This window comes from Pseudomonas sp. FSL R10-0056 (genome assembly GCF_009600105.1).
In the GTDB taxonomy this organism is placed as follows: Bacteria; Pseudomonadota; Gammaproteobacteria; order Pseudomonadales; family Pseudomonadaceae; genus Aquipseudomonas; species Aquipseudomonas bubulae.
Genome location: NZ_WIWL01000196.1, coordinates 1 through 12892, shown reverse-complemented (window position 1 = coordinate 12892; position 12892 = coordinate 1). Strand labels below are relative to the sequence as shown.

Sequence of the window (12892 nt, the reverse complement as noted above, 5' to 3'; positions counted from 1 at the left end):
CTAATCGCGGCTTGCATTCAATGCATCCTAGGGCTGATGATTAATGACAATCAAAAAATTGTCATGGATACAAAGCCCGATGTCCCGTTCCCGCTACAAGCTGCTGGTAGACGCGTTTGCCGACGATATCCGCTCAGGCCGTTTGCCGCCGGGCACGCGTTTGCCTACCCATCGCCAGCTCGCAGCCAGCGAAGGGCTGGCGCTGGTCACGGCCAGTCGCGTGTATGCCGAGCTAGAGGCCATGGGGCTGGTCAGTGGCGAAACCGGGCGTGGCACTTTTGTCCGGGAAACCTCGCTACCACCAGGCCACGGTATAGACCAGCCCGACGTGATCGCGGGGATGCTGGATCTCAATTACAACTATCCCTCCTTGCCGGGCCAGGCCGAACTGTTGCGTACTGCGCTGCGGCAGTTGGCGTTGTCTGGCGATCTGGAATCGTTGTTGCGCTACCAGCCCCATGGCGGGCGCCTGCATGAGCGCGCCTCGGTCGCGAGGCACCTGGCCAGGAGCGGGTTGAATGTGCCCGCCGAACAGGTGTTGATCGTCAACGGCGCACAACACGGGTTGAGCGTGGTGCTGATGGCACTGCTCCAGCCTGGTGACGTGATCGCGGTGGACGCCTTGACCTACCCGGGTTTCAAGGCACTGGCGCTGGCCCTGCACCTTGAATTGCTGCCCATCCCGAGCACGGAAAGCGGGCCGGATCTGGATGCCCTCGCCAGGCTGTGTCGCCGTCGCTCTGTGCGTGCTGTCTACAGCATGCCGACGTTGCACAATCCGTTGGGGTGGGTGATGAGCCTGGAGCAGCGCCAACACTTGGTCGCGATCGCCCGGGCACATGATCTGCATATCATCGAAGATGCGGCCTACGCTTTTCTGGTCGATAACCCGCCGACGTCTTTGGCTGACTTGGCGCCGGAAAGAACCGTTTACGTGTCTGGGTTTTCCAAAAGTGTCGCAGCGGGTTTACGCGTGGGCTTTATCGTCGCGCCCGCAGAAAAGGTCAGTGTCCTTGAGCGGATAATCCGAGTGACTGCCTGGAATGCTCCCGGTGTGATGACCGCTATCACCAGTGCCTGGCTCGACGATGGCACCGTGACCCGGCTGGAGTCGCAAAAGCGCAAAGACGCACAGGCAAGGCAGCTCATTGCTGATGAGCAGTTGGCGGGGTTGCACAGGATCCGCCATCCTTCGTCCTACTTTGTCTGGTTGCCTCTGTCAGAGGACGCCCGGGCGGACCAGGTTGTTGCGGCGTTGGCGCGTGAGCAGGTCTCGGTGTCGACCGCGCAGCCCTTTGCAACTTCGGCCCATGTGCCCCATGCGATAAGGCTGGCGCTGGGCTCGGTGGGCATGACGGCCCTGCGTGAGGGCCTGGCGAAAGTGAAGTGGGTGGTTCAGGCCCATGCTTAGGGAGGGGCGCACTCAGGCCATGGGCGGCAACCGGCGTTTGACCGGGCTTTTTTTGATGATCGACGTATTGGTTTCGGCGTAGGCATTGAGGCCATCAAGCAGGCTGTCCAATTGCTCGATTGAACGCACATGCAGACGGGCAATAAAACAGTCATCGCCCGTCACCTTGTCGCACTCGGTGAACTGGGGGATGTTCTGGATCTGGCGCTCCACTTCCTGCAACTGCCCCGGTAGCGGTCGAATGCGGATGATGGCCTGGAGTTGATAGCCAAAGGCTTTGGGATCGACTTCCACGGTGTAACCCTTGATCACTTCGCGCTCTTCGAGCTTGCGAATGCGCTCGGCGACGCTGGGTGACGACAGGCCGCTGAGGCTGGCCAGTGTTTTCAGGGAGCTGCGTGAGTCTTGCATCAGTGCGCTGATCAACAGCTGATCTATCTCGTCGCTCATCTTTGCTCCTTAGGCCAAATTGGCAGAATGCCTTAACACTAAAGGCAAAAATGACGAATTGCCTTTTCTGGATTATGGCGCTGCATGAATCGCGATTGCCATACTGTTTCCTACTTTGAGGGAGGCAAATATGGACAAAACCACGCAACGCGGTTCGCTGGAAATGGTCGCAGCCATGCTTATCTCCGGCACCATTGGCTGGCTTGTCCTGCTAAGCGGGCAAGCAGTGCTGGATGTGGTGTTCTGGCGCTGTGTGTTTGGCGCGGTGACGTTGCTGCTGATCTGTGCGCGGATGGGTTTTTTACGCCGCGGTCTGCTGAACCGCACTACCTTTGCGCTGGTTGTTTTGAGCGGCGTGGCCATCGTTGCCAACTGGGTGTTGTTGTTCGCGTCCTACTCCAGGGCCTCAATCGCCATTGGTACGGCGGTCTACAACGTTCAGCCATTTATCCTGCTCGGTCTGGCAGCGTTGTTCCTGGGTGAAAGAATAACCCTGCACAAACTGGCCTGGCTGGTGGTGTCGTTTGTGGGCATGTTGGCGATCGTCAGCGCCCACCACGGGCAAGGGGAGAGCGGCAGTGAGTACTTGCTGGGGATTGCCCTGGCGCTGAGTGCGGCCTTGATGTACGCCGTGGCCGTGCTGATCATCAAACGCCTGCGCGGGGTCCCCCCGCACCTGATCGCGCTGATCCAGGTCAGCACCGGCGCACTGCTGCTGGCACCCCTGGCCAACGTCACTGAGCTGCCTGCTGGCGCACAGGCGTGGGGCGCCTTATTGACGCTTGGCGTAGTCCATACCGGCTTGATGTATGTACTGCTCTACGGAGCAATCCAGAAACTGCCCACGGCATTGATCGGAGCACTGAGCTTTATCTACCCCATTGCCGCGATATTCGTGGACTGGTATGCCTTTGGCCATCGCCTGGAACCGCTGCAATGGGTGGGCGTGGCGGCGATTTTAATCGCGGCAGCCGGGATTCAGCTGGGGTGGCGGGTGGGAGGGCGGCGGGTAGTGAGTGGAGGATAATGGCTGTTTAAATGCACTTGGTCACGGTGAGCGTTCATGGCCAAGTGCATTGATGGGCCTGGCTTAAATCCCCGACCGACTCATCGGGCTGATCATGCGCACGCCCAGACTCAGTGCCTGGGTTACCAGCGCTCTCATATCGGCGGTGTTTTCGTTGTTGACGCACTGCGCCAGTTTTTCGCCCAGGGTCGGCGCAGTGTCGGTGCCTTCCGGGTAAGCGCGCAGGATCAGCAGCCCGCTGTTGGTCAGAACCACTTCGTAAAAGGCTACGCCCGACATGCCGTCGAAGTGGATGTAGCCAATATCCGCCAGCCATTTGACCGTGGCCAGGAACAGGTTCTCTTCTTTTTCCAGCGCCTCGCGGTTGCTGTCCGCCAGGCCTTTGTAGTCGATAAAGCGCTCGGCAGTCAGGGTGATGGGCAAGGGGAAGTTACGGTACAGGTGGCCCAGGATCAAACCGGCATAGCAGTCGAACAATTCGATATTGTTGGACGGCAAGGTGTTGATCGAGTGAACGTTTTTTTCTGTGAGGTGACCGGCTAATCCTTTGAACATGCGAACCTCTGTCAGCTGTGTCTGTATGGCGTGACTGAATAAGCGTACCCATTGGTATAGCACAGTCATGCCCGGGGAACCTGACCTGTGGCAATTGTTACAAGGTAAGACGTATCGCCTGGAAAACCCCTAAAAAATCAGATGCATAACTGGCTATTTAAAATCAGCCTGCTATTACTGTGGGGCGCGATAACCTGCGTACGGCCCGTTTGGGCGAGGCCATTTCATATCAGGAGGATAGATGTCAAAACCCGCATGGATGCGTAACACCCTGGTGGCTGCGGCCTTGTTGAGTGTGTTGGCAGCGCCTGTTGTCTCAGCGCAGGATCGCACCCTGCAACTGGCCATTGGTGATGAGCCGACCGAAGGCTTTGATCCAATGCTGGGCTGGAGCCACGGCAGTTATCTGCTGTTGCACAGCCCTTTGCTCAAGCAAAACGATGATTTGTCCTGGAGCGGTTTTCTCCTCAGCGATTATCAGGCCAGCGCGGATGGCAAGACCTGGACCCTCAAGCTCAAGCCCGACCTCAAGTTCTCCGACGGCTCGCCACTGACCGCCAAGGACGTGGCTTACACCTACAACAATGCGGCGGCCAGTGGTGGCAAGGTTGACATGGGCAACTTCCTCAAGGCCGAGGCGGTTGATCCGCTCACGGTGCGTATTGAGCTCAAGGCGCCGCAAAGCACGTTCGTCAATGTGCTCGGTTCGCTGGGGATTGTCTCGGCAGACCAATACGACGCCAAAACCTACGCGCAAAAGCCGATTGGCGCCGGGCCTTATCGGTTGGTCAGCTACCAGCCGGGTCAGCAGTTGATCGTTGAGGCCAACCCGTACTACGCAGGGCAGAAGAACGATTTCAACAAACTGGTGTTTGTGTTCCTGGATGAAGACAGCGCTTTCGCTGCCGCCCAAAGCAAGCAGCTGGGTATTGTGCGCATCGCCCCTGCGCTGGCCGTGACGCCTGCCGCGGGCATGAAACTGTGGGTTCGCCCCAGTGTGGAAAACCGTGGCATCGTGATGCCAACCCTCGCGTCCGGTAAAAAAGATGCCCAGGGCTACCCGATTGGCAATGATGTGACGGCTGATGTGGCCATCCGCAAAGCCATCAACTACGCCATCAATCGCCAACTGCTTGCCGATCAGATTCTCGAAGGCCACGCGATCCCGGCCTACACCGGCGTGCAGGGTTTACCGTGGGATAACCCGGATGCGCTGTTCAAGGATGGCGATACCGACAAAGCCCGGCAGATACTGGAAGACGCAGGCTGGATTGAAAACGCCCATGGCATCCGTGAAAAAAACGGCCTGCCGGCCAAAATCACCCTGTGGTACGCCAGTGGCGATGCCACTCGCCGGGATCTGGCCCAGGCCGTGCGCTCAATGCTCAAGCCCGTGGGCATCGACGTAGACCTGAAGTCCGGCAGTTGGGAAACCGTTGAGCGCAACATGCACGCCAACCCGACCCTGTTTGGCTGGGGCAGCCTCGACCCGATGGAGCTTTACCATCACTACAGCAGCAAGGCGGCAGGCGTGGAATACTACAACCCCGGTTATTACCAGAACCCGGTGGTCGATCAGCATCTGCAGCAAGCCCTCGATGCGCCGACCTGGCAGCAGGCGGTGCCGTTCTGGCAGCAAGTGGAGTGGGACGGCAAAACCGGCGTCGGCGTTAAAGGAGATGCCGCCTGGGCCTGGTTGCTCAATGTTCAGCACACTTACCTCACCGATGAGTGCATCGATCTGGGTAAGGGCGCCCCGGAAATCCACGGTTCCTGGTCGCTGCTCAACAGCGTTGATCACTGGAAGTGGACCTGCCGGTGATCCGCGGCCTATCGCTGTTTGTGCTGCGTTTGCTGGGCCTGCTGCTGGTAACGGCAGCGGGCACCTTTGCCTTGCTCAGTTTTTCTCCGGTAGACCCGATCCGGGCCTATATAGGTAACGATCTGTTGCACGTACCGCCCGAGCAATATCCATTGATTGCGGCGCGCTGGGGGCTCGATCTGCCGTTATGGGAGCGCTTTTTGCGCTGGTTCGGGCAAATGCTGCAAGGCGATTTCGGTTATTCAATGCTCTATAACGCGCCGGTCTCGCAGGTGATTGGAGAGCGGTTTGCCACCTCCTTTGCACTGCTGTTTTCGGCCTGGCTGTTTTCCGGCATCGTCGGCCTGGCCATGGGGCTGACGGCCGGGCGTTATTTGAACCGTTGGCCTGATCGCCTTATTTCGACGCTGTCCTATGTGCTGGCATCCATGCCGACGTTCTGGATTGGCCTGCTGTTGCTGTCACTGTTTGCCGTGACGCTCAACTGGGCGCCGATCTGCTGCGCCTGGACCCCCGGCAGCAATGCCGAAACCGCAACCTGGGGCGACAAGTTGCGACACTTGATCCTGCCCATGCTGGCCCTGGGTGTACTGGGCGTGGGCAATATCGCCCTGCATACCCGCTCGCGGGTGGCTGAAGTGATGAACAGCGAATTTATTCGTTTCGCCCATGCCCAGGGCGACAAAGGCTGGCCGCTGATCAACTTTCATATCCTGCGCCATGCCATCACCCCGGCCTTGTGCCTGCAATTTGCCTCGGTGGGGGAGTTGATCGGCGGTTCGTTGCTGGCTGAAAAAGTGTTCGCTTATCCAGGCCTGGGGCAGGCCACGATCGATGCCGGATTACGCGGCGATATTCCATTGTTGATGGGGATCGTGATGTTCTGTGCGGTGCTGGTATTCACCGGCAACAGCATTGCCAACGCGCTGTTACTGCGCCTTAACCGCGGGGCGGCGCGCCAGGTATGACCTACAACCCCAATCGCGCCTTGCTAAGGCTCTGCCTCTCGTTGCTGATGCTGCTGGGGTTGATCGCCTACGGTATCTCAATCATCAACATTGATGTCTCCTTGGATCTGCTGGCACGGCGCCTGCCACCGTCTGCCGAGTACTGGTTTGGCACTGACAGCCTGGGCCGTGATCTGTGGCTGCGGTGTTTTCAGGGGATGACCACCAGCCTGCAGATCGGCCTGACCGCAGCGTTCAGCAGCGGTTTTCTGGCGATGCTGGCCGCCAGTCTGTGTGCGCTGAACAAAACCCTGGATTACCTGATTCGCGGGCTGATCGACAGCATGCTGGCGCTGCCGCATTTGTTGCTGCTGGTATTGATTTGCTTCACCTTGGGCGGTGGCAAGCAGGGGGTCATCCTGGCCGTGGCGCTGACCCACTGGCCACGCCTGGCCCTGATCCTGCGCGGCGAGATCCTGCGTATCCGCGAGACCGATTTTGTGATGCTCTCCCATCGCCTGGGCAACAGCAGCTTCTATCGCTGGCGTCATCACTTGTTGCCGTTGCTGATGCCGCAGTGGATCGTCGGTACCCTGTTGATGTTCCCCCACGCAGTTCTGCATTCGGCGGCGTTGAGTTTCCTGGGCTTCGGCCTGGCGCCCCATGATCCGTCATTGGGCCTGTTGCTGGCCGATGCGCTAAGGTATTTGAGCAGTGGTGCCTGGTGGCTGGCGTTTTTTCCGGGTTTGATTCTGGTGGGCCTGGTACTGGTTTTTGACCAGTTTGCACGGGCATTGCAGCAGCTCTGGATAAGGATTACCTGATGCTGAAATTCGACCGGTTTGCGATCGACGTTGCGCACTATCATTGGTTGGGCCATAAAACCTGGCATCCGCTGCTGAGCAATATCTCCCTTGAAGTACGCCCCGGAGAATTGACGGCGCTGGTGGGCTCCAGCGGCGAAGGCAAAAGCCTGCTGCTGCAAAGTGCCTTGGGCTTGCTCCCTGAAAACATGCGTTGTCGCGGCGAAATAGTGCTCGACGGGCAGGTGCTGGGGGAGGCCGGCAAGGTCAATCAGCGGGGCAAAGCCCTGTGCTATGTACCCCAGGGTGTCAACGCCCTGAACCCGCTGATCAAGGTCGGGCCGCAATTGCAGCGTGCTGCGCACTTGAGCGGGGTCAGGCTGGGGCTTGGCGATGTGGCCGAGCAGCTCACGCACTACAACCTCAAGCCAGAACTGGTGGACGAATTCCCGCGCATGTTGTCAGGGGGCATGGCCAAGCGCGTTCTGGCCAGTTGCGCGGCCTTGACTCCTGCGCGTTATATCCTCGCGGACGAGATCACCTCATGGCTGGATGACGAACATGCCTGCCAACTGTTGACCCATCTCAAGGGCTTTTGCCTGCAAGGTCGGGGGATTTTGTGGGTGACCCATGATCTGGCCCTGGCGGCGCGCTTTGCCGACAGGATCGCTGTGTTGCATCAGGGCGAGCTGCACGAAACCCTGAGTGCCCTGGAACTGCGCGAAAACGGCGGCAGCCCCTGGTTGCAGTCGTTGTGGGCAGCCTTGCCGGAACAACAGTTTTTTGCCCGGCGGGTGCCGGAATATGCTTGAGGTCCAGCAATTAAGCATTGTCCAGGATGGCCGGCAGCTCTGGGACTGTGTGTCGTTTCAGGTGCGGCCGGGGGAGCGTCAGGGCATCTCGGCGCCCAGCGGTTATGGCAAAACCACCCTGGGCCGGGTGCTGGCGCAATGGCAGTCAGCAACCTCGGGCAGCATCACCGTGGATGGCAAAGCGCTTGCGAAAAAGGGCTATTGCCCGGTGCAGCTGGTGCCGCAGCATCCTGAACAGACCTTCAACCCTTATCGCACAACGGGCGAGAGCCTGCGTGATGCCTGGTCGCCAGATGCCGCCTGGCTGGCACGCCTGGCGGTGAACCCCGGGTGGTTGGCCCGTCGCCCGGACGAATTGTCTGGCGGAGAACTGGCGCGTATCGCTTTGCTCAGGGCGCTGGATCCGCGCACCCGCTACCTGATTGCCGATGAAGTGACGGCGCAACTGGATGCGCATGTACAGGCGCAGGTGTGGCAAGTCTTGCTCGAAGAGACCAGGCGTCGGGAGCTGGGGATGATTGTGTTCAGTCACAACAAGGCGTTGTTGCAGAAGGTATGTTCGAGTATCTGGCTGCCCTAGCCTCGCACGGCTCGTCAACTGCTACGGAGCGGGCCATGCAGTTCGCAGTATTCAACCCATTCCATGCCGGCCATTTGCGCCACTTCGCGATGCACTTCAAGGCGCTGGGCCTCGAATTCTTGCGGGCTGGCGCTGGTCAATTGCAGGGTCAGCTCCCAGGCGAAAAATCCCAGACGCTCAGCCTCGGCCTCAAAGGCTTCGTTCAAGCGTTCCTGGCGATATTCCTTTATCGATTGGCCGATAGCGCGGGCGGCCAATGGGTTCAATGTCTCAAGCGCCACGACCAGTTCAGGGTGGTCACTGAGAAAGCGATCAAGTGCTTTTTGATGTCGGGTGCCGGGTTCGGTCACAACTGATTTCCTCGTAAACAGGCAGGGTGTGCTTGCCGGTGATGATGAACACTACATCAATACCGAGCAGAGTAATGGCCGCCAGATAGTCGGCGCGGGGCAAGGTGATATCGCGCTCATAGTAGCTTTGTGCATGGCGCCCCACACCCCCCGCATCCGCCAGTTGTGCCTGTGTCAGTTTCAGGCGCAAACGCTCATGTTTGAGTCGCTCACCGTATGTGTTCATAAACATCGCCTATGTCAGGCATTAAGGGTTTGAAAAAATAGTAGGCCAAATGAAGAAATTGGGAAAGATGGGCGGTGAATAACGACCCGTTTTTGTAAGCACAAGCAGGAGGGCAAAAGGCACTCCTGCCTGGCCGTGTCGCTTACAACGTCGGTTTTTTCTCTGTTTCTGGCAGGAACCAGTTCAACAGCAGGGCACAGATACCGCCTGTAGCCACACCTGACTCCAGTACGTTACGCAGAGCTGCAGGCATATGCGCCAGGAACTCAGGCACTTGCGATACGCCCAGGCCCAGCGCCAGGGACACGGCAATGATCAGCAGGGCGCGGCGGTCCAGGGTAATGCTGGCCAGAATATTGATGCCCGATGCGGCAACGGCGCCGAACATCACCATGGCCGCACCGCCCAGTACCGGCTCAGGCACTGCCTGAATCGCACCGGCAACGCTGGGGAACAGGCCCAGCAGGATCAGCATGCCGGCAATCCACACACCGATATGGCGGCTGGCGATACCGGTGAGCTGGATGACACCGTTGTTCTGGGCAAACACCGAACTCGGGAAGGTGTTGAAGATACCCGCCAGAAACGAGTTGGCGCCGTTGACCAGCACACCGCCCTTGATGCGCTGCATCCACACCGGGCCTTCAACCGGCTGGCGCGACACCTTGCTGGTGGCCGTGACGTCACCGATGGCTTCCAGCGACGTGACCAGGTAGATCACCAGCATGGGAATAAACAGCGCCCAGGAAAACCCCAGGCCGAAATGCAAGGGCATTGGCACCTGGAACAGCTCGGCCTGGTGCATGCCGGTGAAGTCCAGGCGGCCCAGGTAGCCTGCCAGGGCGTAGCCCACGGCCAGGGCGATAACAATGGCGCAACTGCGCATCCACACCAGCGGGATGCGGTTAAGGATCACGATAATGGCCAGCACCACACCCGAGAGCATCAGGTTTTCGCCGTTGGCGAAGGTACCGTTGCCCATGGCCGTGAAGCCGCCGCCCATGCTGATCAGGCCGACCTTGATCAGGGTCAGGCCGATCATCAGTACCACGATGCCGGTGACCAGCGGGGTGATCATGCGTTTTACAAAAGGCAGGATGCGCGAGATACCCATTTCGACAAACGAGCCGGCAATCACCACGCCAAAGATCGCCGCCATCACGCCTTCAACCGGCGTGCCTTGCTTGACCATCAGTGCGCCGCCGGCAATCAGCGGGCCGACAAAGTTGAAACTGGTGCCCTGGACGATCAGCAGCCCGGCGCCAAAGGGGCCAAAGCGTTTGCACTGAACAAAGGTAGCGATACCGGAGATCACCAGCGACATGGAGACAATCAGGTTGGTATCACGGCTGGACACACCCAGGGCCTGGCAGATCAGCAGGCCGGGGGTGACGATCGGCACAATAATGGCCAGCAGGTGCTGCAGGGCGGCCAGAAAGGCGATCCACGGCTTGGGACGGTCTTCAAGACCTAAGACCAGCTCGCTGGTTTGGGACTCGGCTTCGTGCGGGGTTTTAAGAGAGGTCATGGCGAGCGCCCTGGAAAAAAGAGCGCGATTCTACTGGTGTTGAGCCATTACGCCCAGTGTTGGATTGCGCAGGGCCTGACTTGCTGTGGGAGCGGGCTTGCTCGCGATAGCAGCCACTCGGTCTATCAGATAAACCGCGTCGCCTGCATCGCGAGCAAGCCCGCTCCCACAGTAAGGGGGGGATTACAGGTGCAACGCATGCCCCAGCGCACGCAACGCGGCTTCCTGGACGGCTTCGCCCAGGGTCGGGTGCGCGTGGATGGTGCCGGCGATGTCTTCCAGGCAGGCGCCCATTTCCAATGACTGGCCAAAGGCCGTCGACAACTCCGAAACACCCGCGCCTACGGCTTGCCAACCGACAATCAGGTGGTTGTCACGTCGCGCCACAACCCGCACAAAGCCGGTTTTGGCTTCCAGGGTCATGGCCCGGCCATTGGCAGAGAACGGAAAGCTGGCGCTGATGCAGTCCAGACCGGCCTCTTGCGCCTCAACCGGGGTTTTGCCCACCACGACGATTTCGGGATCGGTAAAACACACCGCGGCAATCGCCGCAGGGCTGAACTCACGCTGTTTGCCGGCAATGATTTCGGCAACCATCTCACCCTGGGCCATGGCCCGGTGGGCCAGCATCGGCTCGCCGGTCAGGTCACCAATCGCCCAGACATTGCGCATGCTGGTGTGGCAACGGTTGTCGACGCGAATCGCCGGGCCGTTCATGGTCAGCGCCAGCGCTTCAAGGTTGAAGCCTTGTGTACGCGGCCGACGACCCACCGCCACCAGCACCTGATCGGTTTCCAGGGTCTGGCTCTGGCCCATGCGGTCACGCATCGACAGGGTTTTGCTGCTGGCCTGGAAACCTTCGACGCTGTGCTCCAGATACAGGGTAATCCCCAGTGCCTTGAGGGATTCTGCCACGGGCAAGGTCAGGTCTTTGTCGTAAGTTGGCAGGATACGGTCACGGGCTTCAACCACCGTGACTTCGGCCCCCAGCTTGCGGTAGGCGATCCCCAGTTCCAGGCCGATATAGCCAGCGCCAACCACGGTCAGGCGTCGGGGAATGGTGGTGGGCTGCAGGGCTTCGGTGGACGAAATGATCGCCCCGCCAATGGGCAGGATCGGCAGGTCGACCGTTTGCGAGCCGGTGGCCAGCAACAGATGTTCGCATTCGATGCGCTGGCCGCCGACTTCAACCGCCTTGCCGTCGAGGATTTTGGCCCAGCCGTGAATGACCTTGACGTTGTTCTTTTTCAGCAGAGCGCCGACGCCGCTGGTCAGGCGATCAACAATGGTGTTTTTCCATTGCACGCTCTGGCCGATGTCCAGGGTCGGGGCCTGGGTCTTGATCCCCAGCGGTGAAGTACCGGTGCTGTAGCGCTGGGTGGCATGGAACTGTTCGGCAACGTGGATCAGGGCCTTGGACGGGATGCAGCCGACGTTCAGGCAGGTACCGCCCAGCGACTGGCCTTCGATCAGGACCGTCGGAATGCCCAGCTGGCCGGCGCGGATCGCCGCCACATAGCCGCCGGGGCCGCCGCCGATAATCAGCAGCGTGGTGTGTTGGGTTGGCTGCATGTTCACTCCACAAACAGGGTGGCAGGTTGTTCGAGCAAGCCACGCATGGCCTGGATAAATTGCGCCGCGTCCATGCCGTCGACCACACGATGGTCGAAGGAGCTGGAGAGGTTCATCATTTTGCGCACCACGATCTGGCCTTTGACCACCACCGGGCGCTCGACGATGCGGTTGACGCCAATGATCGCCACTTCGGGCAGGTTGACCACCGGTGTGCTGACAATCCCGCCCAAGGCTCCCAGGCTGGTCAGGGTGATGGTCGAGCCGGTGAGTTCCTCGCGGGTAGCCTTGCCGGTGCGTACGGCGTTGGCCAGGCGGGCGATTTCATCGGCGGCGCCCCACAGGTTGAGGGTCTCGGCATGGCGCACCACAGGCACCATCAAACCACCGTCGCTTTGCGCGGCGACGCCGATATGGGCGGCGCCAAAGCGGGTGATGATTTGCGCTTCGTCGTCGTAGCGCACGTTGATCTGCGGGAAGTCGCGCAAGGCCACGACCATGGCCCGCAGCAGAAACGGCAACAGGGTCAGTTTGCCGCGGCTGTCCCCCCATTTTTGGTTGAGCTGGGCACGCAGTTCTTCCAGGGCGGTGACGTCCACTTCCTCGACATAGCTGAAGTGTGCGGCACGGCGCTTGGCGTCCTGCATGCGTTGGGCGATCTTGCGGCGCAGGCCGATCACCGGGATCTGTTGCTCGTCGTTGCGCAGGGCGTAACCGCTGGCCGGTGCCACGCTGGTTGCGGTGTCGCGGGCCAGGTATGCATCCAGGTCGTCATGCAGGACACGGCCCGCCGGGCCGCTGCCAACCAC

At 59.9% G+C, this 12892-nt stretch carries 14 protein-coding genes; 7 read left to right on the top strand and 7 right to left on the bottom strand.

What is annotated here, in order from left to right:
• The first annotated feature begins 79 nt into the window (after window positions 1–79).
• Complete coding sequence (locus GHO42_RS17510) at window positions 80–1411, top strand: PLP-dependent aminotransferase family protein (RefSeq protein ID WP_095019512.1); 1332 nt, start codon at window positions 80–82, stop codon at window positions 1409–1411.
• Between the two features lie 12 nt (window positions 1412–1423).
• On the opposite strand, the gene GHO42_RS17505 is transcribed toward GHO42_RS17510, so the two are convergent.
• Entirely contained in the window at window positions 1424–1861 is a 438-nt protein-coding gene (locus tag GHO42_RS17505; RefSeq protein WP_095002007.1) for an Lrp/AsnC family transcriptional regulator, read from the bottom strand.
• A gap of 130 nt (window positions 1862–1991) precedes the next feature.
• Here GHO42_RS17505 and GHO42_RS17500 point away from each other — a divergent pair, with 130 nt between their 5' ends.
• Window positions 1992–2888: a DMT family transporter gene (locus GHO42_RS17500; RefSeq protein WP_153328371.1), complete on the top strand. Its 897-nt coding sequence runs from the start codon at window positions 1992–1994 to the stop codon at window positions 2886–2888.
• A 63-nt stretch (window positions 2889–2951) separates the two neighbouring features.
• On the opposite strand, the gene GHO42_RS17495 is transcribed toward GHO42_RS17500, so the two are convergent.
• The gene (locus GHO42_RS17495; protein WP_095002005.1) at window positions 2952–3443 is read right to left on the bottom strand and encodes a hypothetical protein; all 492 of its coding nucleotides are present in this window, start codon (window positions 3441–3443) and stop codon (window positions 2952–2954) included.
• 241 nt (window positions 3444–3684) lie between these two features.
• On the opposite strand from GHO42_RS17495, the gene GHO42_RS17490 reads away from it, so the two are divergent.
• From GHO42_RS17490 to GHO42_RS17470, 5 genes are read left to right on the top strand one after another with little or no spacing between them, the layout of a single operon-like run.
• Complete coding sequence (locus GHO42_RS17490; RefSeq protein WP_150628895.1) at window positions 3685–5265, top strand: ABC transporter substrate-binding protein; 1581 nt, start codon at window positions 3685–3687, stop codon at window positions 5263–5265.
• Complete coding sequence (locus GHO42_RS17485) at window positions 5262–6233, top strand: ABC transporter permease (RefSeq protein WP_232527677.1); 972 nt, start codon at window positions 5262–5264, stop codon at window positions 6231–6233. Before GHO42_RS17490 ends, GHO42_RS17485 begins: the two co-directional genes overlap by 4 nt.
• Complete coding sequence (locus tag GHO42_RS17480) at window positions 6230–7036, top strand: ABC transporter permease (protein ID WP_153328373.1); 807 nt, start codon at window positions 6230–6232, stop codon at window positions 7034–7036. Before GHO42_RS17485 ends, GHO42_RS17480 begins: the two co-directional genes overlap by 4 nt.
• On the top strand, window positions 7036–7827 hold the full coding sequence (locus tag GHO42_RS17475; protein WP_095002002.1) for an ATP-binding cassette domain-containing protein: 792 nt from the start codon (window positions 7036–7038) through the stop codon (window positions 7825–7827). The genes GHO42_RS17480 and GHO42_RS17475 overlap by 1 nt, the downstream gene beginning before the upstream one ends.
• Window positions 7820–8407, top strand: a complete 588-nt coding sequence (locus GHO42_RS17470; protein ID WP_095002001.1) for an ATP-binding cassette domain-containing protein — start codon at window positions 7820–7822, stop codon at window positions 8405–8407. The genes GHO42_RS17475 and GHO42_RS17470 overlap by 8 nt, the downstream gene beginning before the upstream one ends.
• A gap of 14 nt (window positions 8408–8421) precedes the next feature.
• On the opposite strand, the gene GHO42_RS17465 is transcribed toward GHO42_RS17470, so the two are convergent.
• The 5 genes from GHO42_RS17465 to GHO42_RS17445 all read right to left on the bottom strand — a co-directional run.
• Entirely contained in the window at window positions 8422–8757 is a 336-nt protein-coding gene (locus GHO42_RS17465) for a DUF6388 family protein (RefSeq protein ID WP_095002000.1), read from the bottom strand.
• Complete coding sequence (locus GHO42_RS17460; RefSeq protein WP_153328377.1) at window positions 8720–8983, bottom strand: helix-turn-helix domain-containing protein; 264 nt, start codon at window positions 8981–8983, stop codon at window positions 8720–8722. The genes GHO42_RS17465 and GHO42_RS17460 overlap by 38 nt, the downstream gene beginning before the upstream one ends.
• 142 nt (window positions 8984–9125) lie before the next feature.
• The gene (locus GHO42_RS17455; protein WP_153328380.1) at window positions 9126–10511 is read right to left on the bottom strand and encodes a nucleobase:cation symporter-2 family protein; all 1386 of its coding nucleotides are present in this window, start codon (window positions 10509–10511) and stop codon (window positions 9126–9128) included.
• Between the two features lie 183 nt (window positions 10512–10694).
• Window positions 10695–12083 (bottom strand): dihydrolipoyl dehydrogenase, encoded by a 1389-nt coding sequence (gene lpdA / locus GHO42_RS17450; protein ID WP_095020773.1) that lies wholly within the window; start codon window positions 12081–12083, stop codon window positions 10695–10697.
• A gap of 2 nt (window positions 12084–12085) precedes the next feature.
• Window positions 12086–12892: dihydrolipoamide acetyltransferase family protein (locus GHO42_RS17445; RefSeq protein ID WP_178114930.1), on the bottom strand; the 807-nt coding region annotated here is incomplete at its 5' end.

Coding starts and splice junctions, on each gene's coding strand:
- GHO42_RS17510 (WP_095019512.1), top strand. CDS start 80: ATGTCCCGTTCCCGCTACAAGCTGCTGGTAGACGCGTTTGCCGACGAT.
- GHO42_RS17505 (WP_095002007.1), bottom strand. CDS start 1,861: ATGAGCGACGAGATAGATCAGCTGTTGATCAGCGCACTGATGCAAGAC.
- GHO42_RS17500 (WP_153328371.1), top strand. CDS start 1,992: ATGGACAAAACCACGCAACGCGGTTCGCTGGAAATGGTCGCAGCCATG.
- GHO42_RS17495 (WP_095002005.1), bottom strand. CDS start 3,443: ATGTTCAAAGGATTAGCCGGTCACCTCACAGAAAAAAACGTTCACTCG.
- GHO42_RS17490 (WP_150628895.1), top strand. CDS start 3,685: ATGTCAAAACCCGCATGGATGCGTAACACCCTGGTGGCTGCGGCCTTG.
- GHO42_RS17480 (WP_153328373.1), top strand. CDS start 6,230: ATGACCTACAACCCCAATCGCGCCTTGCTAAGGCTCTGCCTCTCGTTG.
- GHO42_RS17475 (WP_095002002.1), top strand. CDS start 7,036: ATGCTGAAATTCGACCGGTTTGCGATCGACGTTGCGCACTATCATTGG.
- GHO42_RS17470 (WP_095002001.1), top strand. CDS start 7,820: ATGCTTGAGGTCCAGCAATTAAGCATTGTCCAGGATGGCCGGCAGCTC.
- GHO42_RS17460 (WP_153328377.1), bottom strand. CDS start 8,983: ATGAACACATACGGTGAGCGACTCAAACATGAGCGTTTGCGCCTGAAA.
- GHO42_RS17455 (WP_153328380.1), bottom strand. CDS start 10,511: ATGACCTCTCTTAAAACCCCGCACGAAGCCGAGTCCCAAACCAGCGAG.
- lpdA (WP_095020773.1), bottom strand. CDS start 12,083: ATGCAGCCAACCCAACACACCACGCTGCTGATTATCGGCGGCGGCCCC.